This window comes from Paraburkholderia sp. J76, from assembly GCF_905220295.1.
In the GTDB taxonomy this organism is placed as follows: domain Bacteria; phylum Pseudomonadota; class Gammaproteobacteria; order Burkholderiales; family Burkholderiaceae; genus Paraburkholderia.
In genome coordinates, this window is sequence record NZ_CAJMZJ010000003.1 from 82,401 (window position 1) to 106,783 (window position 24,383).

Sequence of the window (24,383 nt, forward strand, 5' to 3'; positions counted from 1 at the left end):
TTAATTTTTCTCACATATCGGTGAGAATCCTTCGTTATACGGCGCGCGCCGCTCGCCTTACGATACGCGTACTTCGCACACGCGATCCGTATCATCGCGCGCCCGCGCGCAACCCCGTGCTCACCCAGCGCCGCCCCACATGAACCCGATCGAACTCGCCCAACTGGTCTTCCTCGCCGCCCTATGGGGCGGCTCGTTTCTGTTTATCCGCGTCGGCGTGGCCGATTTCGGCGTCGCGCCGCTCATGGCGCTGCGCGTCGGCATCGGCGCGGTGTTCCTTCTGCTCGTGCTGTTCTCGCGGCGCCCCGCGCGCGAAGCGCTCGGCACGCTGCGCGAACGCGCGTGGCCGCTCTTCGTCGTCGGCATTCTCAATTCGGCCGCGCCGTTCTGTCTCTTCGCCTGGGCCGAACTCACGCTCTCCGCGGGCGTCACGTCCGTGATCAACGCGACCACGCCGCTGTGGGGCGCGGTCGTCGCGTATGTCTGGCTCAAGGATCGTCTGAGCGGCCTGCGCGTGGTCGGTCTCGTGATCGGTTTTGTGGGTGTGCTCGCGCTCGTCTGGGATCAGGTCGTGACGCACGCCGGCGACGGCGCGTCCTCCACCGGCGCGGCGCTCGCCGCCCTTGCGGCTCTGGTCGCCTCGGCGTTGTACGGCGTTGCCGCGAGCTATACGAAGCGCCATCTCACGGGCGTCGATCCGCTTACGGTCGCTGCCGGGACGATGACAGGCGCGACGCTCGTGCTCGCGCCGATCGCGCTCGTCACCTGGCCTGCCGCGCCTGTCTCGCTGCATGCGTGGGGCGCCGTGCTCGGCCTCGGCGTGGCGTGTACCGGCGTCGCGTATCTGCTGTTCTTCCGGCTGATCGCAGCGGTCGGGCCGGCGCGCGCGATCACGGTGACCTTCGTGATCCCCATCTTCGGCATTCTGTGGGGCGCGCTCTTTCTCGGCGAGCGCGTGTCGATGGGCATGGTCGAGGCGTGCGCCGCGATTCTCGTGGGCACCGCGCTCGCGACCGGTTTCGTGAAACGCCTGCCGGGTTTCGCCGCGCGTCGCAGCGGGGCAGGCGCGGAACGCTAGCTGGCCGACGCCCGCATCGATCAAGCGGCCGCGCGCGGTACCCCTTTGACTTCGCGGCGCTCGCCACGTCCGATCGGCAGCGTCGCGACGATCACCGTCCCCAGCACGAGCAGCACCGCGGAATAGATGAGCCCCGCGGCATAGCTGTGCGTCGCATCCTTGAGCCAGCCCACGACGAGCGGATTCGCCGCCGAGCTGATATTGCCGATCGCGTTGATCACCGCGATCCCCACCGCGCGCGCTTGCGGCGTGAACGCCTGATCGGGCGTGGTCCAGAAAATCGACATCGCCGTATACGATCCCGCCGATGCCAGGCACACGCCGAGCAGTTGCACGAGCGGCGCGCCGCCCTGCGCCGTCAGCACGCAACCGAGCCCCGAAAGCAGCATGGGCGCTGCGAGATGCCATTTGCGTTCCTGCCGACGATCCGAACGTCGCCCCCACGCGATCATCGCGACGATGGTGACGATCTGCGGAATCGTCGCGACGAGGCCCACGGTGACGTTGCTCGCCCCGGCGCTGAAACCCTTCACGATCAGCGGCGCCCATACGGCGACCATGGCGAGCGTGTTGACGAGGCAGAAGTACGCCGCCGCGAAGCGCAGAACCACGGGCGAGCGCAGTTGCTGCCAAAGGCTGCGCTCGCGCGCCGTATGCGGCATGGGCGCCGTGGGCATAGCGAGGGTATCCGTGGGCTCGGCAAGCGCGGCTTCGAGCGTGCGTTTTTCTTCCGCGCTGAGCCAGCGTGCGGCGCGCGGCGTGTCGTCGAGGTAGAAGAACGCCACGCAGCCAAGCAGCGCGGCGGGCATGCCTTCGAGCACGAAGAGCCATTGCCAGCCGGCGAGTCCCGCGTGGCCGTCGAGTTTGAGGATGAAACCCGAGACCGCGGAGCCGAGCGCGGCCGTGACGGGCATGGCGATCATGAAGAGGGCATTCGCCCGGGCGCGCCACGCGCTGGGGAACCAGCAGGTGAGATAGAGCAGCATGCCGGGCAGGAAGCCCGCCTCGGTCACGCCGACCAGCATGCGCAGCCAGTAGAGCGTGGTGGCGTTGGTGGCGAACATCGTCGCCGTGGAGGCGAGACCCCACGCAATCATGATGAAGCTGATCCAGCGACGCGCACCCACGCGCGCGAGCATGAGGTTGCCTGGAATGCCGCACGCGATATAGGCGACATAGAAGAGGGTCGTGGCGAAGCCGAACTGAGTGCTCGACAGCCCGAGGTCCTTCATCATCGTGAGGCCCGCGAAGCCGATGTTGATGCGGTCGAGGAACGAGACGACGAACAACAGGAACAGGAAGCCGAGCAAATGGCGCGAGACCTTGCGCGTGACCTGTTCGGTGGCGGCGGCGCAGCTTGACTGCGCTTGCGCGGAAGTGTGCGGCACGCGCGAAGCATGCCCTTGCGGGTTTGGGCTCATGTGTCTCCTCCTAAGCGCCGGGGGCGTGAGCGTGGCAAGGCTTATGGCTTTGTTGTTTGCCGCGGATCACAGGTCTCGCGGATTATGCGAGGGGCTCGCGCGCGCTCTGTCCACAATTTGGGTACAGCTACGTGTCGCGTTCGACGGCGTTCGGGAATACCCGAATCCACGCGGCGCGTGGATTAACACGCGGGAATGTCCGCGCAATGCGCGAATCAGAAAATCGTTATTACGAATTTGAACGCCCGATAATCGAAAAGCTGTGATTCAGGCGGATTCGTACCGGCGATAAGCGCGTTCGTTTATTCGACGTTAAACTGCGCTCTCCGATACGCGTGGGTCATTAGTGAACATTGCAGCGCGATGTCATTCGTCCTTATGCAAGCAAGAAGATTCGTCTGGCGCACTCGCGCGGTACGTGGGGCGCTGGCGGCGCTTTGCGCGCTCGGCGCGGCCAGCGCGCACGCGGACAACACGTTTGGCGTTCAACTCGCAGCGGGTGTCGCGGACCACGACGTGAAAAAGCTCGACCTCGGTCTCGTCTGGGACCCGGGCTTGCAGTGGTGGCATATCGGCGGGTATCACTTCACGCTGGTTGGCGAGGCGCACGTTGCTTACTGGGAGTTGAACTCGCCCGACGCCGTTTACTCGCATATCTGGGAATACGGCGTGACGCCGGTATTTCGCTTCATCAAGGATAGCGGCTGGTTCAGGCCGTTCATCGAGGCGGGCGTGGGCTTTCACTTTCTTTCGCACCTGCGTCAAACGCCTGATCGCGCAACGTCCACATCGTTCCAGTTCGCGGACATGGTCGGCGTGGGCGCGCAGTTCGGCGAGCACGGGAATTTTCAGGCGGGCTTTCGTTTCCAGCATCTCTCGAACGCGGATATCAAGGAACCGAATCCGGGTGCGAACTTCAGTCAGATCTATTTCCAGTACAACTTCTAGGGCGCATGTGGGCCTCCGGGCCGCGCTCCCCCCGTCATGCGAGTTCCAGCCGATTCCCGCAACCCGTTACACTGTGGGTTTTGGTGCGGTGCACCACGCGTTGCGCCGCATGCCCGGCATTTTTTATAGCGACACGCCGGCGTCGCAGACAAGGAGTGAGGACGAGGCATGGCAATCGAATCGGTAGGGATCGTGGGCGCGGGGACGATGGGCAACGGCATTGCCCAGGCGGTGGCGGTGGCGGGGCTCAAGGCGGTGATGATCGACGTCACCGATGCGGCGCTCGCCAAGGGCGTCGCCACGCTCACGCACAGCCTGGAGCGGCTCGTCTCGAAGGGCAAGCTGGAAGCCGGCGCGCGCGACACCGCGCTCGCGCGCATCGAAACAGCCACCGACTACCAGCGTCTCGCGAGCGTCGATCTCGTGATCGAGGCGGCGACCGAGAACGCGGAACTCAAGACGCGCATTCTCAAGCAGATCGAGGCCGCGGCGCGCCCCGACGCGATCATCGCCTCGAACACCTCGTCGATCTCGATTACGGCGCTCGCGACCACGCTCGCCGATCCGTCGCGCTTCATCGGCATGCACTTCTTCAACCCGGTGCCGATGATGCCGCTCGTCGAGGTGATCCGCGGCCTGCAAACGCGCCCCGATGTGGCCGAGTCGGTGCGCGAAATGGCGCTGCGTCTGGAAAAGACGCCGATCGCCGTAAAGAATGCGCCTGGTTTCGTGGTGAACCGCATTCTGGTGCCGATGATCAACGAGGCGTTTTTCGTGCTCGCGGAAGGCATTGCGAGCGCCGAGGAAATCGACGCGGGCATGAAGCTCGGCGCCAATCATCCGATTGGCCCGCTCGCGCTGGCGGACCTGATCGGCCTCGACGTCTGTCTTTCGGTGATGGACGTGTTCCTGAAGGATTTCGGCGACTCGAAGTATCGCGCGTGTCCGCTGCTGCGCGAGATGGTCGCGGCGGGCCAGCTCGGGCGCAAGACCGGCCGCGGCGTGTACCAGTACGACAAGGTCTCCTGAAGCAGCGTGCCCGGTTTCAGGCGAGCACGCTCACGCGGTATTGCGTGACTTGCTGATAGGTCTTGCCGGGCCGCAACACCACTTCGTCGCAGGCGGGCGGTTCCATGTTGATCTGGTTCGGGAAGCCGCCCGCTTCGAGGCACAGCCCCGCGTAGCGCGCGCACGTCGCGCCCCGGCGTCCCGGCTGACCTTCCAGATAATTCCCCGTATAAAGCTGCAGGCCGCGCTGGTCGGTCGAGACGGCAAGCTCGCGCCCGCTGCCGGGCTCGTAGACGCGCGCCACCGGCCGCACGGGCCAGCGGCCCGGCGCGGCGTGCAGCGTGCCCGCCGTGCTCTCGGGCGCGCGCAGCACGTAGCAATGGTCGAAGCCGCGTGCGCGCTCGAGTTGGGCGTTCGGCCAGTCGAGCCGCGCGCCGAGCGGCGCGCCGTGGCGGAAGTCGAACGCGCTGCCCGAGACATCGGCGATACGCACCGGCACCAGTTGCGGATCGACTTCGAGAAACGCGTCGGCGTCGATCGTCAGCATGTGGCCGCGAATATCCGGGCTCGTTTCGCCGGAGAGGTTGAAGTAGCCATGACTCGTGAGATTGAGCGGTGTAGGCGCGTCGCTCACGCCTTCGTACTCGAGCGTGAGCGTGCCGTCGTCGTCGAGCGTGTAGCGCACCTGCACGCTCACGTTGCCCGGAAAGCCGCCGTCGCCTTCGGGCGAGTCGAGCCGCAGCACGAGCGAGCCCCGGTCCTCTTCCACCTGCCACATCTGCCGGTGAAAGCCGTTCGCGCCGCCATGCAGCAGGTTGCCGTTCTCGTTGCGATCGAGCGAATAATCGATACCGTCGAGCGTGAAGCGCGCCCCCGAGATGCGGTTGGCCCAGCGGCCGACCAGGGCGCCCATGTACGTGGTGGCCGCGAGATATTCGGCGGGCGTGTCGTGGCCTAGCAGGATGTCCGCGAGGAGGCCGGCGCGATCGGGTGCGAGCCACGAGACGAGCGTCGCGCCGAGGTCGCTGACCGTCACCTTCATGCCCTGCGCGTTGCGCAGCGTGTACAGCCGCACGGCGTCGCCGCCGGGCAGGGCGCCCCACGGTTCGGAAGTCAGATGGGCAGCAAGAGTGTTCATGAGCGGAAGAAAACGTATGAAGTTAGCGTGATGGCCCCGGCGCTGCAAAAGCCGCGTCATTAAATGGACAGGCGGCTGCCCGAAGCGTTCGCAACACTGTCCTGATATTCGCGCGGCGTGCATCCCAGTTCGCGCCGGAACACCGCGTACATGTATTGCAGCGACGTGAATCCGCAGCGGATGGCCACTTCGGCGCTCGAGGCGTCGCGGCTCGCGAGCATGGCCTTCGCGGCATCGAGCTTGTGGCGCAGGATTTCCTGGTGGACCGTGCACTGGAGTTCGCGCCGGAAATATTCTTCGAGCGACGAGCGCGACACGCCCACGTAGTCGGCCACCTGCTCGGTCTTGATGCCCTGGCACGCATACTGCCGGATGAAGTGACGCGCCCGCATGACGTGCGGGCTCGACAGCGGTTCGTGCCGCGTCGATTCGAGCACGTTGATGCCGACGGGCGGAACGAGAATGCGTTGCCCCGGAAAACGTGCGCCGCGCAGCATCTGGTGCAGCAAGTGGGCGGCTGTCTTGCCCATTTCCTCGGTGCCCTGAATGACCGACGAGAGCGGAATACGCGTGAGCGTACGGGTGAGCGGATCGTTGTCGATGCCGATGATCGCCACCTGCTCGGGCACGGCAATGCCGTGAATCAGGCATGCCTGAAGCAAATGTCTCGCCCGCGCGTCGGTCACGGCAATCACGCCCACGGGTTTGGGCAGGCTGTGCAGCCAGACGCTCAATTGCTCGATGTGCTGGTTCCAGGCGCTGGCGCTGGTGGCCTGACCGCGGTAGATCGGCGCCTGCAGGCCTTCTTCGCGCGCGATCGCCTGGAACGCGAGTTCGCGCTCCTGCGCCCAGCGGTTTTCCTGCGCAACCGGCAGGCTGTACATCGCGAGATTCGGCAAGCCCGCGCCGATCAGATGCGTCCACGCGAGCGAGACCAGTTTGCGGTTGTCGGTCGCGATATAGGGCACGTCGGCGGGGTAGTGGGCGGCGTCTTCGAACGACGAGCCCACGGCGACGACGGGCAGCGGGCAGCCGCGCAGGGCGTCGGCTACGGCGGGGTCGTCGAAGTCGGCGATGATGCCGTCGCCATCGAAGCGCTCGATGCCCGCCAGGCGGCAGCGGAAGTCTTCTTCGAGAAAGAGGTCCCACGCTACGCGCGTGGAGCGCAAATAGTGGCCGATGCCCGCAATGATCTCGCGGTCGTACACCTTGTTCGCGTTAAAGAGCAGGGCGATGCGGTGAGGCGTCTGGGAAGCGGGGGCGCGGGTCATGTCATGTTGGCGGCTTTCGCCTGGCGTGGTGCGCCGGCGCGTAGCCGCCATGTCTCCAGTTCGGGCGCGGTGCGCGCAAATGAGCGCCGCGCTACGATGTCTCTCGCGCCTGTGGCGCGTCGTTTTAAGCGTCCGGTTATTTTAGGCCCACATTCGGGTTCGCGCGCGCCCCGGCCGCGCCAGTCGGCAGGAAACATTAAAGGTCTCACGCAATTTCGCAATTGCCGCGCTTTGCACGTCGCGGGCAGTATGGCGTCACACAGAGGGATGCACGCTGCGCCGCTGCGCTGCAACAACATTGGAGACATCATGTCGTATTTCGAACATATCCCCGCTATTCGATACGAAGGCCCGCAGTCGGACAATCCGCTTGCTTACCATCACTACGACCGCACCAAAAAGGTGCTCGGCAAGACGCTCGAGGAGCATCTGCGTATCGCCGTGTGCTACTGGCACTCGTTCGTCTGGCCCGGCAACGACATCTTCGGTCAGGGGGCGTTTCACCGGCCGTGGCAGCAGCCCGGCGACGCCATGGAGCGCGCGCGCCAGAAGGCCGACGCAGCGTTCGAATTTTTCTCGAAGCTCGGCACACCTTACTATACGTTCCACGACACCGATGTCGCTCCGGAAGGCAAGGACCTGAAGGACTACACGGAAAACTTCAGGCGCATGGTCGACTACCTCGGCGAGCGCCAGCAGTCGAGCGGCGTGAAGCTGCTGTGGGGCACCGCGAACCTGTTCTCGAATCCGCGCTACGCGGGCGGCGCCGCCACGAATCCGAACCCCGAAGTGTTCGCGTATGCGGCCACCCAGGTTTGCCAGGCGCTCGACGCAACGCGCAAGCTGGGCGGCGAAAACTATGTGCTATGGGGCGGCCGCGAAGGTTACGACACGCTGCTGAATACCGACCTCAAGCGCGAGCGCGAACAGTTTGCGCGCTTCCTTTCGATGGTGGTCGAGCACAAGCACCGCACCGGTTTCACCGGCACGCTGCTGATCGAACCGAAGCCGCAGGAGCCGACCAAGCATCAGTACGATTACGACGTCGCCACGGTGCACGGTTTCCTCACGCAATATGGTTTGCAGAACGAAATTCGCGTGAATATCGAGGCGAATCACGCGACGCTCGCGGGCCACTCGTTCCATCACGAGATCGCGACCGCGTTCGCGCTAGGCGTGTTCGGCAGTGTCGACGCGAATCGCGGCGATCCGCAAAACGGTTGGGACACCGACCAGTTCCCGAACAGCGTCGAGGAACTCACGCTCGCGTTCTACGAGATCCTGCGCCACGGCGGCTTCACGACAGGCGGCATGAATTTCGACGCGAAGGTGCGCCGTGCGAGCGTCGATCCGGAAGACCTGTTCTACGGCCACGTGGGCGCGATCGACATACTGGCGCTCGCGCTCGAACGCGGTGCGGCGCTCGTGGAAAACGACCGGCTCGAGCAGTTCCGCGCTCAGCGCTACGCGGGCTGGGACAGCGAATTCGGCCGCAAGATTCTCACGGGCGGCTATTCGCTTTCGTCGCTCGCCGCCGACGCGCTCGCGCACGGCATGAATCCGCAGCACGCAAGCGGCCAGCAGGAGCGGCTCGAGAATGTCGTGAACCAGGCCATTTACGGCCAGCGCTAACGGCGCAGCGGCGCGCGAAAAAAACGCCTGAAAAAACATTAGCGCGCGCCGTCAAATTCGCAATTGCGCCAGTTTCCATAGAAGGCAAACTGGCGCAAAAAAGAAGGACGGAGACATGTTCATCGGTATCGACCTCGGCACGTCGGGCGTGAAGGCCGTGCTGCTCGATCGCGCGGGCGACGTGCTCGGCAGCGCGAGCGCGCCGCTCACCGTGAGCCGGCCGCAGCCGCGCTGGTCGGAGCAGGCGCCGCAAGACTGGTGGCTCGCCACGCAGAGCGCATTGCGCGCACTCATCGACGAGGCGCGCGGGCGCGGCATCGACCCCGAGCGTATCGAGGCGCTTGGCCTCACGGGCCAGATGCACGGCGCGACGCTGCTCGACGCCCAGGGCGAGGTGCTGCGTCCCGCCATCTTGTGGAACGATGGTCGTTCGGACACCGAATGTGTCGAACTCGAACGGGCCGTGCCGCAGTTGCACGCCGTCGCGGGCAATCTCGCGATGCCGGGTTTCACGGCGCCGAAGCTGCTCTGGGTGCGCAAGCACGAGCCGGAGATCTTCGCGCGCATCGCGCATGTGCTGTTGCCGAAAGACTATTTGCGCTGGCTGCTCACGGGCGTGTTCGCCACCGATCCCTCCGACGCCGCCGGCACGCTGTGGCTCGACATTGCGAAGCGCGACTATAGCGAGACCTTGCTTTCGGCATGCGGCCTCACGCGCGCGCAAATGCCGGACGTATTCGAAGGGAATCAGGTCACGGGCCTGCTTCGGCCCGAACTCGCGCGCCAATTCGGTCTGCGCGAAATTCCGGTCGTGGCGGGCGGCGGCGACAACGCGGCGGGCGCCGTGGGCGTGGGCATCGTGCGGCCCGGCGACGCCATGCTGTCGCTCGGTACGTCGGGCGTCTATTTCGCGGTGTCGGACGGTTTTCTCGCCAATCCCGATTCCGCCGTGCACAGCTTCTGCCATGCGTTGCCGCATACGTGGCATTTGATGTCGGTGATGCTCAACGCGGCGAGTTGCCTCGACTTCACGGCGCAGCTTACCGGATACGAAAGCGTCGCCGCGCTGCTCGCCGACGCCGAGGCGAATTCGAACGCCGGGCGCGACGCGCGCCGTCCGTGGTTCCTGCCGTACCTGAGCGGCGAGCGCACGCCGCACAACAACGTCAACGCGAAGGGCGTGTTCTACGGCATGACGCCGCAAACATCGCGCGCCGATCTCGCCAACGCGACGCTGGAAGGCGTGGGCTTCGCGCTGCTCGACGGGATGGACGCGCTGCACGCGGCAGGGCTCGTGCCCGAAACGATTACGGTCATTGGCGGCGGCTCGCGCAGCGCCTGGTGGACGCAGATGCTCGCCGATATCAGCGGCCGCGCGCTCACGCTGCGTGCGGGCGGTGAGGTGGGGCCGGCGCTGGGCGCCGCGCGCCTCGCGCATCTCGCGCTCGAGCCGGGCGCGTCGCTCGACGAAGTGTGTCCGCAACCTCCCGTGCTGGCGATTCGCGAGCCGGATGCCGCTCGCCACGCCTGGTACCGCGACGCCCGCCGTCCAACCTTTCGCGCGTTGTATCGCGCGCTCGAACCGGTTTTCGCAACCGGCGCCTGAGTAGCGGCGCCGGCGCAGAAAAAACTGCGCGGCCAGTGTAGTCGTGCAGTCGATTGGTAGTCCTAAAGTGATACCGCACGCTGTGCCGTTTCGCGTGTGTTTCGCAATGACATTGGCAACACCCCGATAACCATCGCCTGCGGCGGCGACGCGTACGCGCGCGTCTTTCGCATCGGCATCAAGAGGAGTATGGAGACATGAATTTCGCCAAACGTCGTTCAGTGCTGAGTTCGCTCGTATGTGGAGCCGTGCTCGCGAGCCTGTCGCTTGCCGCGCCGCTCGCGCACGCCAGCAAGGATCATCCGGAGATCGGCTTCTGTATCGACGACCTGCGTGTCGAGCGCTGGTCGCGCGACCGCGATTATTTCGTCGCCGCCGCGGAAAAGATGGGCGCGAAGGTGTCGGTGCAGTCGGCCGACGCCAGCGAAGAACGCCAGATTTCGCAGATCGAAAACCTCATTTCGCGTGGCGTGGACGTCATCGTGATCGTCCCGTTCAATTCGAAGACGCTTGGCAACGTCGTCGCCGAAGCGAAGAAGGCGGGCATCAAGGTCGTGTCGTACGACCGCCTGATTCTCGACGCCGATATCGACGCGTACATCTCTTTCGACAACGAGAAAGTGGGCGAGCTTCAGGCGAAGGGCGTCTACGATGCGCAGCCCAAGGGCAACTACTTCCTGCTGGGCGGCGCGCCGACCGACAACAACGCGAAGATGCTTCGTGAAGGACAACTGAAGGTTCTGAAGCCCGCCATCGACCGCGGCGACATCAAGCTGGTCGGCCAGCAGTGGGTGCCGGAATGGAGCGCGTCGACGGCTCTGCGCATCATGGAAGACGCGCTCACCGCGAACAACAACAAGATCGACGCCGTCGTCGCCTCGAACGACGGCACGGCGGGCGGCGCAATCCAGGCGCTCGCCGCGCAGCATCTCGCGGGCAAGGTGCCGGTATCGGGCCAGGACGCGGACCTCGCGGCGGTCAAGCGCGTGGTGGCGGGCACGCAGACCATGACGGTCTACAAGCCGCTCAAGCTCATCGCGGGCGAAGCCGCCAAGCTTGCGGTCGATCTCGCGAAGGGCCAGAAGCCCGCGTACAACGCGCAGTACGACAACGGCAAGAAGAAGGTCGATACGGTGCTGCTGCAGCCGACGCTGCTCACGAAGAGCAACGTGGACGTCGTCGTGAAGGACGGCTTCTACACGCAGGCGCAACTGGCAAGCCAGTAACGTTCACGGCCAGACGGCCCGCGCGCTCCCGAAGGGCGCGCGGGCCGTCGCAGCGAGTAACCAGCGTATGACCGAACCTTTGCTGACGATGCGCGGCATCGTCAAGTCCTTTGCGGGCGTGAAAGCGCTCGACGGCATCGACCTCACGGTGCGGCCCGGCGAATGCGTGGGCCTGTGCGGCGAGAACGGCGCCGGCAAATCCACGCTCATGAAGGTGCTCTCGGGCGTGTACCCGCACGGCACCTGGAGCGGCGAGATCCGTTGGGAGGGCGCGCCGCTCGAAGCGCAGAGCGTGCGCGACACCGAACGCGCGGGCATCGTCATCATCCACCAGGAATTGATGCTCGTGCCCGAGCTAACGGTGGCCGAAAACATTTTTCTCGGCAACGAAATCACGCTGCCGGGCGGCCGCATGAATTTCGCGGCGATGTACCAGCGCGCCGACGAATTGCTGCGCGAGCTGAACATCGACGCCATCAACGTGGCGCAGCCTGTGATGAACTATGGCGGCGGCCATCAGCAGCTCATCGAGATCGCGAAGGCGCTGAACAAGCGTGCGAAGCTGCTGATTCTCGACGAGCCGTCGTCCTCGCTCACGGCGGCGGAAACGAAGATCCTGCTCGACATCGTGCGCGATCTGAAGCGCCGCGGCGTGGCGTGCGTCTACATCTCGCACAAGCTCGACGAGGTCGAAGCCGTGTGCGACACCGTGAGCGTGATCCGCGACGGCCGCCACGTGGCCACCGAGCCGATGGCGGCGCTCACCACCGATCGCATCATCGCGATGATGGTGGGGCGCGAGATCCGCAATCTCTTTCCACGCGAGCCGCACGACATCGGCGAGGTCGTGTTCGAGGCACGCAACGTGACCTGCTACGACGTGACGAATCCGCGCCGCAAGCGCGTGGACGACGTGTCGTTCGCGGTGCGGCGCGGCGAGATTCTGGGCGTGGCGGGGCTCGTGGGCGCGGGCCGCACGGAAACGATGCAGGCGATCTTCGGCGCGTATGCGGGCGCATGCACGGCGACGGTGGTGCTCGAAGGCAAGCCGCTGAAAATCCGTTCGCCGCTCGACGCGATCAATGCGGGCATCGCGATGGTGCCCGAGGACCGCAAGCGCCACGGCATCGTGCCGCAACTGGGCGTGGGGCACAACATCACGCTCTCGGTGCTGCAACGCTTCTCGAAGCGCGGACGCATCGACGAGGCCGCCGAACTCGACACGATCCGCACGGAGATGCAGCGCCTTTCGGTGCGAGCGGCGAACCCCATGCTGTCGATTGCGAGCCTCTCGGGCGGCAACCAGCAAAAGGCGGTGCTCACCAAGATGCTGCTCACCGACCCGAAGGTGCTGATCCTCGACGAGCCGACGCGCGGCGTGGACGTCGGCGCGAAGTACGAAATCTACAAGCTGATCTTCCAGTTGGCCAAACGCGGCGTGGCGATCGTGATGGTGTCGTCCGAGTTGCCCGAGGTGCTGGGCATCAGCGACCGCGTGCTCGTGATCGGCGAGGGCGAGTTGCGCGGCGACTTCGTCAATGAAGACCTCACGCAGGAAGACATTCTTGGCGCGGCGATCCAGAGCGTGCGCGCCCAACCCGATATAGCGAGTGCAGTATGACCCCCGACGTCACGACCCAAGGCGCGCGCGAAGAACTACCGCAAGCCGGCAACGGCTTCGCCATGCGTTTCCAGCAACTCTTCGCGCGCTACAAGATCCTCGCGCTGCTGCTCGCAGTGGCCGTGATCTGGCTGTTCTTTTCGCTGCTCACGCATGGCGCGTTCGTCACGCCGCGCAACGTGTCGAACCTGCTGCGGCAGATGTCGATCACCGGCATGCTCGCGTGCGGCATGGTGTTCGTCATCATCGCGGGCGAAATCGATCTTTCGGTCGGCTCGCTGCTGGGCTTGCTCGGCGGCGTGGCCGCGATTCTCGACGTGAACCGCGGCTGGCCCATCGGCGCGACGGTGCCGGCGGTGCTCGTGCTCGGCGTGCTGGTCGGGCTTTTCAACGGCTGGTGGTCCACGTATCGCCGCGTGCCGTCGTTCATCGTGGGTCTCGGCGGCATGCTCGCGTTTCGGGGTGTGCTGCTCGGTATCACGGGCGGCTCGACCATCGCGCCGGTGTCCGATCACTTCGTGTTTTTAGGCCAGGGTTATTTGCCGCGCGTAGCCGGCGACGTGCTGGCGCTCGCGCTCTTCGTGCTGCTCGCCGTGCTCACGGTGCGCCAACGCGCGAACCGCAGGCGCTATCAGTTGAGCGTCGTGCCGCTCTGGCAGGACGGCGTGAAGATTGTCGGTGCGGGCGCGATTTTGCTTGCGTTCGTGCTGATGCTCGACAGCTATGGCGGCATTCCGGTGCCCGTGCTGCTGCTGCTCGCGCTGCTCGGTATCTTCACATGGATCGCCACGCAAACCGTGTTCGGCCGCCGCATCTATGCGGTGGGCTCGAACCTCGAAGCCACGCGTCTTTCGGGCGTCAACACGAACCGCGTGAAGCTCGTGATCTTCGCGCTCATGGGGCTCATGTGCGCGTTCGCCGGCATCGTCAATACGGCGCGTCTCGCGGCGGGTTCGCCCTCGGCGGGCACGATGGGCGAACTTGATGCGATCGCCGCGTGCTTTATCGGCGGCACGTCGATGCGCGGCGGCTCGGGCACCGTGTATGGCGCGCTGATCGGCGCGCTCGTGATGGCGAGCCTCGATAACGGCATGTCGATGCTCGACGTGGATGCGTACTGGCAGATGATCGTGAAGGGCGGCATTCTCGTGCTCGCCGTGTGGATCGACGTAGTGTCGGGCTCGAACCGCCGCTGAACAACCTGCGGCCATTCGATAGCAAACATGCCGATGGAATCGGTCTGATCAAAGTGTTCTTGCACCGCGCATGACATTCGACGCAACACCGCGAAGCCTCGCAAGCGGATGATTGTCACGCGCAGTTGCTCTCCTCGCGCGCCTGCGAGCGCGCCCTCAGGGCGGGACTGAATGTCCCGCCCTTTTTCTTTGCACGCGGCGCGTTGCAGGTTCGACGCGTTGGCAATCGTTTCCTGCCACAATCGTTTGCACCTGTGCCGGGCGGCGTTCGCACGCGACGCGCGCGATCCATTCCGTCCGCAAGGTTATCGTCAGCCACAGCACGGCGCGGCAGGTGTTTGCGCGCGTGCTCGCCGATGTGTCGCTTTGCTGGTGCAACCGCTGCATGAACGGTCGCGTTGCACCGAATCGCGCCGCGAGGTTGTGCGAGGATTTTGCCAACTACGGCGGCGCGATTCCGATCTTCCGGAGACAAGCCGACCATGCCCACACTTTGCGAAATCTGCAATACCCGGCCTGCCGTTGCGCGCGTGACTGTCGTGCAAAACGGGCAGCGCAAGTCCATGTCGATCTGCGACTACGACTACCGCCAACTGATGCGTCACCAAAGCATGCTCAACCCGTTCGACTCGCTGCTGGGCGGCAGCGGACTGTCGCGCTTTTTCGGCGGACAGGGCGGCGAGGACGAGCATGACGACGACGGACACGATCTCGCCGCCGAGGTGCCGCGCGAATCCGTGGACGCGACCGATGCGTTCAGCGAGCAGACGCTCGAAATCCTGCAGCGCGCCGCGGAAAAAGCCCACGAATTGCAGCGTAACGAACTCGACACCGAACATCTGCTGTACGTGCTCGCCGACACCGATGTTTGCGCAGCACTCCTGAAGGAGTTGAAGCTCTCGCCGCAGGACATCAAAGGCTATATCGATCAGCACGCGCAGAAGGGCACGGCTTCGCCCGACGCGCCTATCGACAAGATGACGATTTCGCCGCGCCTGAAGAAAGCGTTTCAGTTCGCGTTTCAGGCGTCGCGCGATCTCGGCCATTCGTATGTCGGCCCCGAGCATCTGCTGATCGGTCTCGCTGCCGTGCCCGACAGCATTGCGGGCACGCTGCTCAAGAAATACGGCGTCACGCCCGAGGCGTTGCGCCAGAAGGTCGTGAAGGTCGTGGGCAAGGGCGCGGAAGATGGCCGCGTGGATGCGCCCACGGGCACGCCCACGCTCGACAAGTTCGGCCGCGACCTCACCAACATGGCGCGGCAAGGCAAGCTCGATCCCGTGCTGGGCCGCGCGCAGGAAATCGAGAACACGATCGAGGTGCTCGCGCGGCGCAAGAAAAACAACCCGGTGCTGATCGGCGAGCCCGGTGTGGGCAAGACCGCCATCGTGGAAGGGCTCGCGCAGCGCATCGTGAACGGCGACGTGCCCGAGGTGCTGCGCGGCAAGCGGCTCGTGGAGGTGAACATCAACTCGATGGTCGCGGGCGCGAAATATCGCGGCGAGTTCGAGGAACGCGCGAAGCAATTGATCGACGAGGTGACCGCGAAGCACGACGAACTGATTCTCTTCATCGACGAATTGCACACGATCGTCGGCGCGGGGCAGGGCGGCGGCGAAGGGGGGCTCGACATCGCCAATGTGCTCAAGCCCGCTTTGGCGCGCGGGGAGTTGAGTCTCATCGGCGCCACGACGCTCAACGAGTACCAGAAGTACATCGAAAAAGACGCGGCGCTCGAACGGCGCTTTCAGCCCGTGCTCGTGCCGGAGCCCACGGTGGAGCAAACCATCGTGATCCTGCGCGGTCTGCGCGACAAACTCGAGGCGCACCATCAGGTGACGTTCGCCGACGACGCCTTCGTGGCCGCCGCCGAGTTGTCGGACCGCTACATCACGTCGCGCTTCTTGCCGGACAAGGCGATCGATCTCATCGATCAGGCCGCGGCTCGCGTGCGCATCGGTTCGACCTCGCGCCCCGCCGACATGCAGGAACTCGAAGCGGAAATCGCGCAGCTCAGGCGCGAGCAGGATTACGCGTCTTCGCGCAAGCGCTTCGACGAGGCCAAGGGATTCGAAGAGCGCATCAACGAAAAGCAGACGAAGCTCGACGAACTCACCGAAGCGTGGCAGCGCAAGACCGGCTCGGAAACGCTTGAAGTCACGGTGGCGTCCATTGCGGAAGTCGTATCGCGGCTCACCGGCATTCCCGTTGCGGACCTCACGCAGGAAGAGCGCCAGAAGCTGCTCAAGATGGAAGAGACGCTGCGCGAGCGCGTGGTGGGGCAGGAGGACGCCGTGGTGGCCGTGAGCGACGCCGTGCGCCTTTCTCGCGCGGGCCTCGGCCAGTCGAATCGGCCGATCGCGACCTTCCTGTTCCTCGGGCCGACCGGCGTGGGCAAGACCGAGCTTGCGAAGGCGCTGGCGGAAACCGTGTTCGGCGACGAGCAGGCCATCATCCGCATCGACATGAGCGAGTATATGGAGCGCCACGCCGTGGCGCGGCTCATTGGCGCGCCGCCGGGTTACGTGGGCTACGACGAGGGCGGCCAGCTCACCGAGCGCGTGCGTCGCCGGCCGTATAGCGTAATTCTGCTCGACGAGATCGAAAAGGCGCACGCCGATGTCTACAACGTGCTGCTGCAGGTGTTCGACGACGGGCGCCTGACCGATGGCAAAGGCCGCGTGGTCGATTTCAGCAACACGATCCTGATCGCCACGAGCAACCTGGGCGCGTCGATCATCATGGACAACCTGGAGCGCCCCGAGAAGTCGCGCCTCGACGAGAAAACGGTCCGCGCGGAACTCATGAAGGTACTCAAGGGCCATTTCCGGCCCGAGTTCCTTAATCGCATCGACGAGATCATCGTGTTCCATGCGCTCTCGCGCGACAACATTCGCTCGATCGTGCAGATCCAGCTCGAACGCGTCACGCGCACGGCGGCGGCGCAAGGCATCACGCTGTTGATGGGGCAAACGCTGATCGATCATCTCGTGGAGGCCGGCTATCAGCCGGAATTCGGCGCGCGCGAACTCAAGCGGCAGATTCGCCAGGAAGTGGAAACGCGCCTTGCGAGGGAAATACTCGGCGACGCGCTGCAGTCGGGCGATACCGTCGAGATCGGTTACGACAAGACGAACGAGGAAGTGACGATCAGCAAGATCGCCGTGCCGCCCGACGTAAAGGAGAACAGGACGCCGAAGAAGCCGAAGAAAGCCGAGTCCCCGCCGGTCGATGAAATCGCGAACGAAATGGCCGCCGACGACATGGAAGGCGACCCGCCGCCTCCGCCCAGGAAGAACGGCAAGGGCGCGGGAAAGACGAAGCCGGCTTGATCGAACCGTACACACGCCGGCGCACCGAAAAGTGCGCCGGTTTTTTTCGCGCGTGAATGATTCGGCGTCCGTATCAACTGGATGCGATGTGCCACCACGCTGGCAGCAGCGCGCGTACGCCGGGCTGCGCGAAGCGGTCGTCGAGCAGATGCACGACGCCGCGATCGTGCTCGGTGCGGATCACGCGCCCCGCGGCCTGCACGACCTTGCGCAGGCCCGGAATGAGGTACGTGTAGTCGAAACCATCGCCGTAAAGCGTATCCATGCGCGCGCGCATCGCCTCGTTTATGGCGTTCACCTGGGGCATGCCGAGCGTGGCGATGAACGTGCCGATGAGGCGCGTGCCCGGCAGATCGATGCCCTCGCCGAATGCGCCGCCCAGCACCGCGAAGCCAATGCCGCGGCCGCCTTCCACGAAGCGCGCGACGAAGGCCTGCTGGCCCGCTTCGTCCATGGTGCGCGACTGCAGCCACACGTCCACCTGGGGATGGCGAGCCATGAATGCATCGGCGGCTTGCTGCAGATAGTCGTAGCTGCTGAAAAAGCACAGATAGTTGCCCGGGCGTTCGGCATACTGCGCCGACACGCGCGCAACCAGCGCGTCGAGCGATCGTTCGCGGTCCTTATAACGCGTCGAGATATGGCGCGCGATGCGCACGTCGAGCTGCTCGGCGCGAAACGGCGTGTCGATGTCGATGTTCACCGTGTTGGCGGGCAGGCCGAGCATGTCGCGGTAGTAATGCGTGGGCGAGAGCGTCGCCGAAAAGAGCGTCATGCTGTGCGCCGTGGCGATGCGGGGGCGCAGCGCATCCGCCGGCACGATGTTGCGGATCGCAAGGGTCGAGCGCGGGCGGCGCGTTCCCGGCTGCGCAAGCGGCGTGACATCGAAGAGCGAATGCGTATCGAAGCGCTCCGCAATGCGCGTGAAGTGCAGCGCGTCGAAATAGAAGCGTTCGAGTTCGGCGTCGCGCATGAGGGCAGGTTCGGCAAGCTGATCGCCGATCGCTCCGATCACGTCGCCGAGCGCGGCCACGAATCCTTCGGGCAACGCGTCGCTCGCGCGCCAGGCGCCGGGTAGCACCGCGTTTTGCGCATTCCAGTGTTTTTGCAGGCGCGCAATCGCACGCTTGAGCGGGGGGCTCGCCGCGCGGCGCACGGTGTCGAGGCGCGTTTGCACGAGTTCCGCCGAGTACATCGCGCGGGCGCGCTCGGGGAGATTGTGCGCTTCGTCCACGAGCACGCTCGCGCGCCACTGGTTGTGCACGGCCAGCATGAACAGCATCGCGCTCGCGTCGAACCAGTAATTGTAATCGCCGACGATCACGTCGCTCCAGCGCGCCATTTCCTGACCCAGGTAGTAAGGACAGACGGCGTGCTCGCTCGCCACTTCGCGCAGCGCCGCGCGATCGAGACGCACGCGTTCGAGCGCGGCGGCGCGCGCGGCGGGCAGGCGGTCGTAAAAGCCGCGCGCGAGCGGGCACGATTCGCCGTGACATGCCGCCTCGGGATGCTCGCAAGCCTTCTCGCGCGCAACGAGTTCGAGCACGCGCAGGGGAGCGTTCGCCTGTTGCGGGTGGGCGGCGGTTTTGTCCTGTGTACTTTCTTGGGTGTTTGTCAGCGTTGCCAGCGCATCGAGCGCCAGTTGGCGTCCCGAGCTTTTCGCGCTCAGAAACACGACCTTGTCGATCGCCGCGCGCGGGCAGGCCTTCAACTGCGGAAAGAGCGTGCCGATGGTCTTGCCGATGCCGGTAGGCGCCTGCGCGAGCAAACAGCGCCCCTGCGTGGCCGCGCGCCAGACGGCTTCGGCCAGATCGCGCTGGCCGTGTCGAAACTGCGGATGCGGCAGGCCAAGCGCGGCGAGCGCGGTGTCTCGCGCGGACCGGTGCGCGCTTTCCTGCTCGGCCCATGCGACGAAGCGGCGGCATTGCGTTTCGAACGCGGCGCGCAGTTCCGACGCGCTCGCATGTTCGACGAGCGCCGTCTCGCGGCCAGAACCAATTTCGTAGTACACCAAAGCGAGTTCGAGCCTGTCGAGGCCGAGCTTCTCGCACAGGAGCGCGCCATATACGCGCAACTGCGCCCAGTGCAGCGCGCGCTGATTCTCGCGCATCGCTTCGAGATCGCCGCGATAGGTCTTGAATTCTTCGAGCCGGTGGCGCTCGGGATCGTAGCCGTCGGCGCGGCCGCGCACGGTGAGCGATTCGAACGTGCCGCAAAGCGCGATTTCCGTTTCGAAGCCGGGCGGACGTCGAGCCGCGATGGCCGCGTGGCCGGCACGGCCGTCGCTCGCGTCGGGCGAGGGCGTGAAGCGCAAGTCGAGGTCGCCGCGCTTCGCGGTGAACTCGCATAGCGTGCGCACGGCAACGGTATAGCTCATGGCGCGGACAACGCCGTTGCGGCCATTGCTTCGGCGAGGACGGGCCAGCGCACCTGCAGAACGGAAACGGGCATGTCGTGCCGCACGCAATACGCAAGCCAGCGGCGCTGGTTGTCCTGCAGGCGGTCGCCGGGGCCTTTTACCTCGATGAGTTCGTAACGCCGCTCATGCGGCCAGAAGCGCACGAGATCGGGCAACCCCGAGCGATTGGCGACCGGTTCGCGCAGCAGCCGCTCGAACCACAAGCGCAGGTGCGCGGCGGGAAAGCAATCGAGGGCGAGCGCCAGCAGTTCGTCGCTCAGCGCGGGCCATGCGACGAAGGGCGACTGGATGCCTGCTTTATCCGCATAGCGCCGCGAGATCGAGTCGCGGTAGGCGTGCGTTTCGAGTTCGGCGAGGCATGTTTCGAACTGCGAAGCGCGGCGCGCGACGAAGTCGGCGGCGTAAAGATCGGCGGGGCCGCGCTGGAACGGATGGAAGAACGCGCCGGGCAGCGGCGCGAACAGCGCGGGCCAGCAGAGCAGGCCGAAGAGCGCGTTGATCAGCGTGTTTTCGACATAGAACACGGGAGCTTGCGGCGTGGCGAGCGCGGCGCGCGCGGCTTCCTCGACGCGCACGGCTCGCGGCGCCGCCGGCAACACGAGCGCGATCTGCGTGAAGCCCGGATCGGCGTTCGTCTTCGATCGCGATCTCGTGCGCGCGAGACGCCCGAGCGTGCGCGCCGCGCGCTGCGCTTCCTCTTCGTTCGCGGGCGCATCGGCAATGGTCTGCGCGAGCGCGAGCGCTTCTTCGCGGCGGCTCAGTCGTTCGAGCACGCGCACGCGTCGATAGCGCGACTCGGGATGCCCGCAGTCGAGATAGGCGCGCCACGCGAGTTCGGGTTCGCCCGCGCGTTCGGCGGCAAGGCCTGCCGCGTGGCGCAGTTTGTCGTGGCGCGCGCGCAGCCACGCGTTGGCGTGCGTGCGCGGCGCCAGCGCGTCGAGCGATTCGAGTGCTGCGGCGATGGCGGCTGCGGCGTCCCGGTCCTGGGCCGCGGCGGCGCTGTCGAGACCGTCGCGGCAATCGCGCAGCGCCAGGTACGTGTCGATGTCCTCGCGCCGCTGGAACGCGCGCGAGGCCAGATCGAAGGGCACGCTTTCGTAGCGATAGACGCCGAGGTCGGCGAGCACGAACTCCGACCAGTCCTGACGCAGGTTGCCGAAAAACATGAGGCGCAGGCGCTCGCAAAGCGAGGCGCTCGCGAATAGCAGCACCGTGTCGGCTGACGCGGGGAACCATGCGTGCCAGTCGCGCGGGTCGGGTGCGTTCGCGTAGTGCGCGCGGTAGTGCTCATCGAGCGCTTCAAGCAAGGCCGCGCGAGTGACGCGCGGCTCGTTCGCAACGCCGAGACGCACGGCGAGCGCTTGCAGTTCGGCTTTCGTCACGAGCGCGGCGAGCGCGTCGAGATCGAGCGCGGGCGTGACGTCGAGCCAACCCGCCGCAGCCAGCGGGGCCGCGGCCGCGCGCGGGCAGCCAATCTCGCCGTACGCAAGACGGCTTGCGCGGAAATGGGGTCCCTTGCGCATCAGCATGCGCACGAAGAGGGCGCGCGACGCTCGCGGCATTCGGGCGAAATCGTCGACGAAGCGGCGCTCGGCGTCGTCGAACAGGTCGGAGCAGCGCGCATCGAGCCACGCGAGCGCGCGCTCGAAGTTCGCGAGGTAGTACAACGGATCGGGAGAATCGGGGAGCACGCGCGGCACTGTATGGATATACAGCAGCGATGATAGCAGGCTCGCGGGTGGCGCGAGCGCCGCAAGGGAGCGCCGTAAGGATTCCGCGCACCGTAGGCTACAATTGCCGCAGCCTGAAAAACGGATGAGCAATGAACAAACGTAACGCATGCTTCGCCGGCCTCGCGGCCGCCGTCACCCTGCTCGCGGGATGCGCGGCGCAGTACCGCAACACCGGCTCCTGCGAAGAGGAGATGCGTAACCGCCTGGCCGGCACGACGTTCGGCGACCTGAAAGTCACGCATAGCGCGACGACGTATCGTGGCGCGCGCGTGGTGATCGAAGGGCAACTGGAGAACGGTGCGGCGTCGGGCGTCGTGGTTGCGTCGGCGCCTTATGGGGCGTCGGCATCGGCGGCTTCGGGCGCGTCGGCGGCCGCGTCCGCTACACGGCAGAGCGCCGGGGAGGCGCCCGCGGTCACGGCGCCGGCAGTGCAGGCTGGTGCGTTGCCCGGCACGATTTCGGTTCCCAGCGCGCCCACGGCGCAGGGCGCGGCGGGTGAGAAGCCGACCACGCCGCTCGCGGTGCTGGTTGCCAAGCTCGGCATCAAGAAGCCCGTCGTTATGCCGACGGCCGCGGAGTGCACCTTCGACGAGTCCGGCCTCGCGACGTTCCGCTGGCTCGCGCCTGCGCCGCTCGCCAAAACCACGCCCGCCCCGAACGCCGCGACGGACTAACGCGCCCACTCGCGTTCGCTGTTGCGTTTCGTCGTCCGCGCAATCCGCGCTTATGAAGGCCTCGCTAGAGGCCTTCGTCGTTTGCGACGTGCGCCGCCACCGGCAGCGCGTTCAGAACGCGAAGAACGGTCCGTCGCCCGCAGGCGTGACCTGCGAGGCGATCGCAGTAAACACGCGCCGCCCGAAGAAGAACGGCAGCCCCCAGCCGAACGCGTTGGCGTTGTAGCCCGCCAGATTGCTGAAGGCCCAGTTGCCGCTCGCGAGGAGCGTAGTCGAACTCGCGACCGAAAAGGTCACGGATGCGCCCACGCCGTCGATGCCCGCTATCGTCGCGCCGAGGCTCACGGGCGAACTCGGGCAGTACCAGAAGCCGCAGCGCGTCATCGTTGCGCTGTTGAAGTACAGCGCGTTCGAACCCGTGTCGAGATAACTCAGCGAGTAGACGGTGCCGTCCGATGTGGTCGTCTTCACGTAGCCGGTGCCCGAGTTCGCCCGCAGCACGGTCGCGCTGCCGAGCGCGTTGTTGGCCTGCGAGCCGATGCCGAAGATCATCGACCCGCTTACCGCGGACGCGCCGCTGTCCGCCACGGCCGGCAGGTCGATGACCACGCCGTTGTTGTCGGTGGCAAAGGCCGCCACGGGATTGCTGACCTGCTGCGCGAGCGGCTGTGCGCTCGCCGTGCAGCCGCTCGCCGGGCACGCGTAGTACCACGGCGTGATGGCCGCCCTCACGCAGGACGCGCCGCAATCGGCGCTGAACGGCCCGACGCCGAGGATGCCGTTCGAGCGCAGCGTCGTGGCGCTGTTCATCGCGAGCCCGCTGCCGGCGCAGCCCGCGGGTGCGGAGGCGGGCACGGCCGGGTCGGCGATCAACTGGACCGGCAGCGCGGCGGCCACTTCGCCCGCGAGTTTCACGTCGGCGCTGCGCACCGCTCCCCACGTATAGCCCGTGCCGAACACGGCGCATTCGCCCGCGATGCCGGTGCCGGCGCCGGCAGGCACGGCGGGCAACGCGAAGCCCGCGGGCAGCGCCGAAGCGAGCAGACGCAGGCCCTGCGAGCCGGTGTCGACCTGCACGTTGTCGACGGTCGCGCAGGTCGTGGTGCCTGGCACGCACACCGTGACGCTCGCCATCAGCATGTTGCGCGTCGAGGTAGGCGTCGGGCCGACGGTGATGGTCACGACGTTGGGCGTGGTCGATTGCGGCACTGTGCCGCTCGTGCTGGTGGTCGAAGGCGTGCTCGCGGAAATGGGCGCGCTCGCGGAGGCCGGGGCGCTGGCGGGTGCGCTGGCGCCCGTGGCCGGGGCAGCGGTTCCACTGCTGCCACCTCCGCCGCCACAGGCCGTCAACAAGCTGCAAATCAGGAACAGTGCGGCAGGCGCAATGCTTCGGCCGATGCGAGATGCGCCTGACGGGCGCGGCCGGCGGCCCTTCATTGCAGGTCCCCGACGCTCACACCTGCGGGCAGCGCGGCCGGCAGCCACGCGCGCCCCGAATAGGCGCGCATGTGACCGGCCGTCTCGACCACGACCTGCGCGCCGTCCACGCGCGAGGCGTGCAGGCCGTCACGGCCCGCGGCGTGAAGCGCCGCGGCGGCGCTGCGCCAGTCGGCTGCGTAACGGCCCAGCAGCGCTTGTACGTCGGGCTGCGCCGGCCCTTGCCACGTGTACGCGAAGGTCGTGCCGCTGGCGCTCCCCGCGTATTCGTTGATGGTCGTGCCGTCCTCGTCGACGTAGCTGATGACGCGCGCCGCGCCGCCGCCGACGGTGCGCTGCGTGGCGCCGGGCGGCACCGCTGCGATCTCGCCGAGCGCCGCGCTGGCCGGCGCGGCGGCGAAGCTCAGGCAAGTGAGCACGCAGGCGAAGGCCGCGGCGCGGCCCGCCTGGATGAGGCTGCAAGTCTTCATGACGCTCTCCGGTGCTGCTTTTTATGAATCTCTTTTTTGAGATTTCGATGGGAAATTAGCACCGGGGTCGTTGTCGCAAGTCACTCAGGTGAGAAGGGTGACGACGCGCAAAGCGGCATTTTGGCGCCGGCTGGCGTTAGTCCCTTGATCCCAAAGGAGTTTGGCGGGGAGCC

The 24,383-nt window shown here is 66.1% G+C and carries 17 protein-coding genes; 10 read left to right on the forward strand and 7 right to left on the reverse strand.

Annotated elements, in window-relative coordinates; genetic code table 11:
* Positions 1 to 139: 139 nt before the first annotated feature.
* Positions 140 to 1,078, forward strand: a complete 939-nt coding sequence (locus tag U5768_RS06980) for a DMT family transporter (protein ID WP_322029665.1) — start codon at positions 140 to 142, stop codon at positions 1,076 to 1,078.
* A gap of 20 nt (positions 1,079 to 1,098) precedes the next feature.
* Here the strand turns inward: U5768_RS06980 and U5768_RS06985 are convergent, their stop codons facing one another.
* A complete protein-coding gene (locus U5768_RS06985) occupies positions 1,099 to 2,499 on the reverse strand; it encodes an MFS transporter (RefSeq protein ID WP_322029666.1) in 1,401 nt (466 codons plus the stop codon).
* Positions 2,500 to 2,877: 378 nt separating this feature from the next.
* Between U5768_RS06985 and U5768_RS06990 the strand changes: the two genes are divergently transcribed.
* Positions 2,878 to 3,447 (forward strand): acyloxyacyl hydrolase, encoded by a 570-nt coding sequence (locus U5768_RS06990; RefSeq protein WP_322029667.1) that lies wholly within the window; start codon positions 2,878 to 2,880, stop codon positions 3,445 to 3,447.
* Between the two features lie 168 nt (positions 3,448 to 3,615).
* Positions 3,616 to 4,476, forward strand: a complete 861-nt coding sequence (locus U5768_RS06995; RefSeq protein ID WP_322029668.1) for a 3-hydroxybutyryl-CoA dehydrogenase — start codon at positions 3,616 to 3,618, stop codon at positions 4,474 to 4,476.
* A 16-nt stretch (positions 4,477 to 4,492) separates the two neighbouring features.
* Here U5768_RS06995 and U5768_RS07000 read toward each other — a convergent pair whose 3' ends face one another.
* Positions 4,493 to 5,593 carry an aldose epimerase family protein gene (locus U5768_RS07000; RefSeq protein ID WP_322029669.1) on the reverse strand — a complete coding sequence of 367 codons (1,101 nt, stop codon included), beginning with the start codon at positions 5,591 to 5,593 and terminating at the stop codon, positions 4,493 to 4,495.
* A gap of 59 nt (positions 5,594 to 5,652) precedes the next feature.
* Entirely contained in the window at positions 5,653 to 6,864 is a 1,212-nt protein-coding gene (locus U5768_RS07005; protein ID WP_322029670.1) for a DNA-binding transcriptional regulator, read from the reverse strand.
* Positions 6,865 to 7,173: 309 nt separating this feature from the next.
* Between U5768_RS07005 and xylA the strand changes: the two genes are divergently transcribed.
* The 6 genes from xylA (at position 7,174) to U5768_RS07035 (ending at position 17,477) form a co-directional block, all read left to right on the forward strand.
* Positions 7,174 to 8,496: a xylose isomerase gene (gene xylA, locus U5768_RS07010; RefSeq protein ID WP_322029671.1), complete on the forward strand. Its 1,323-nt coding sequence runs from the start codon at positions 7,174 to 7,176 to the stop codon at positions 8,494 to 8,496.
* 115 nt (positions 8,497 to 8,611) lie between these two features.
* Positions 8,612 to 10,102 carry a xylulokinase gene (gene xylB / locus U5768_RS07015; protein WP_322029672.1) on the forward strand — a complete coding sequence of 497 codons (1,491 nt, stop codon included), beginning with the start codon at positions 8,612 to 8,614 and terminating at the stop codon, positions 10,100 to 10,102.
* A 197-nt stretch (positions 10,103 to 10,299) separates the two neighbouring features.
* Positions 10,300 to 11,328, forward strand: a complete 1,029-nt coding sequence (gene xylF, locus U5768_RS07020) for a D-xylose ABC transporter substrate-binding protein (RefSeq protein ID WP_322029673.1) — start codon at positions 10,300 to 10,302, stop codon at positions 11,326 to 11,328.
* Between the two features lie 67 nt (positions 11,329 to 11,395).
* On the forward strand, positions 11,396 to 12,949 hold the full coding sequence (gene xylG, locus U5768_RS07025) for a D-xylose ABC transporter ATP-binding protein (RefSeq protein ID WP_322029674.1): 1,554 nt from the start codon (positions 11,396 to 11,398) through the stop codon (positions 12,947 to 12,949).
* A complete protein-coding gene (locus U5768_RS07030) occupies positions 12,946 to 14,145 on the forward strand; it encodes a sugar ABC transporter permease (protein WP_322029675.1) in 1,200 nt (399 codons plus the stop codon). Before xylG ends, U5768_RS07030 begins: the two co-directional genes overlap by 4 nt.
* A gap of 482 nt (positions 14,146 to 14,627) precedes the next feature.
* Complete coding sequence (locus U5768_RS07035) at positions 14,628 to 17,477, forward strand: ATP-dependent Clp protease ATP-binding subunit (protein ID WP_322029676.1); 2,850 nt, start codon at positions 14,628 to 14,630, stop codon at positions 17,475 to 17,477.
* 73 nt (positions 17,478 to 17,550) lie between these two features.
* Here U5768_RS07035 and U5768_RS07040 read toward each other — a convergent pair whose 3' ends face one another.
* Both U5768_RS07040 and U5768_RS07045 read right to left on the reverse strand, forming a co-directional pair.
* On the reverse strand, positions 17,551 to 19,854 hold the full coding sequence (locus U5768_RS07040) for an ATP-dependent DNA helicase (protein WP_322029677.1): 2,304 nt from the start codon (positions 19,852 to 19,854) through the stop codon (positions 17,551 to 17,553).
* Positions 19,851 to 21,587, reverse strand: coding sequence for a VRR-NUC domain-containing protein (locus tag U5768_RS07045; RefSeq protein WP_322029678.1), 1,737 nt, complete (start codon positions 21,585 to 21,587; stop codon positions 19,851 to 19,853). The genes U5768_RS07040 and U5768_RS07045 overlap by 4 nt, the downstream gene beginning before the upstream one ends.
* Positions 21,588 to 21,718: 131 nt before the next feature.
* Between U5768_RS07045 and U5768_RS07050 the strand changes: the two genes are divergently transcribed.
* Positions 21,719 to 22,303: a hypothetical protein gene (locus tag U5768_RS07050; protein ID WP_322029679.1), complete on the forward strand. Its 585-nt coding sequence runs from the start codon at positions 21,719 to 21,721 to the stop codon at positions 22,301 to 22,303.
* 111 nt (positions 22,304 to 22,414) lie between these two features.
* On the opposite strand, the gene U5768_RS07055 is transcribed toward U5768_RS07050, so the two are convergent.
* Both U5768_RS07055 and U5768_RS07060 read right to left on the reverse strand, forming a co-directional pair.
* Entirely contained in the window at positions 22,415 to 23,512 is a 1,098-nt protein-coding gene (locus U5768_RS07055; RefSeq protein ID WP_322029680.1) for a DUF3443 domain-containing protein, read from the reverse strand.
* Between the two features lie 224 nt (positions 23,513 to 23,736).
* The gene (locus U5768_RS07060; RefSeq protein WP_322029681.1) at positions 23,737 to 24,210 is read right to left on the reverse strand and encodes a DUF2844 domain-containing protein; all 474 of its coding nucleotides are present in this window, start codon (positions 24,208 to 24,210) and stop codon (positions 23,737 to 23,739) included.
* Between the last annotated feature and the right edge of the window lie 173 nt (positions 24,211 to 24,383).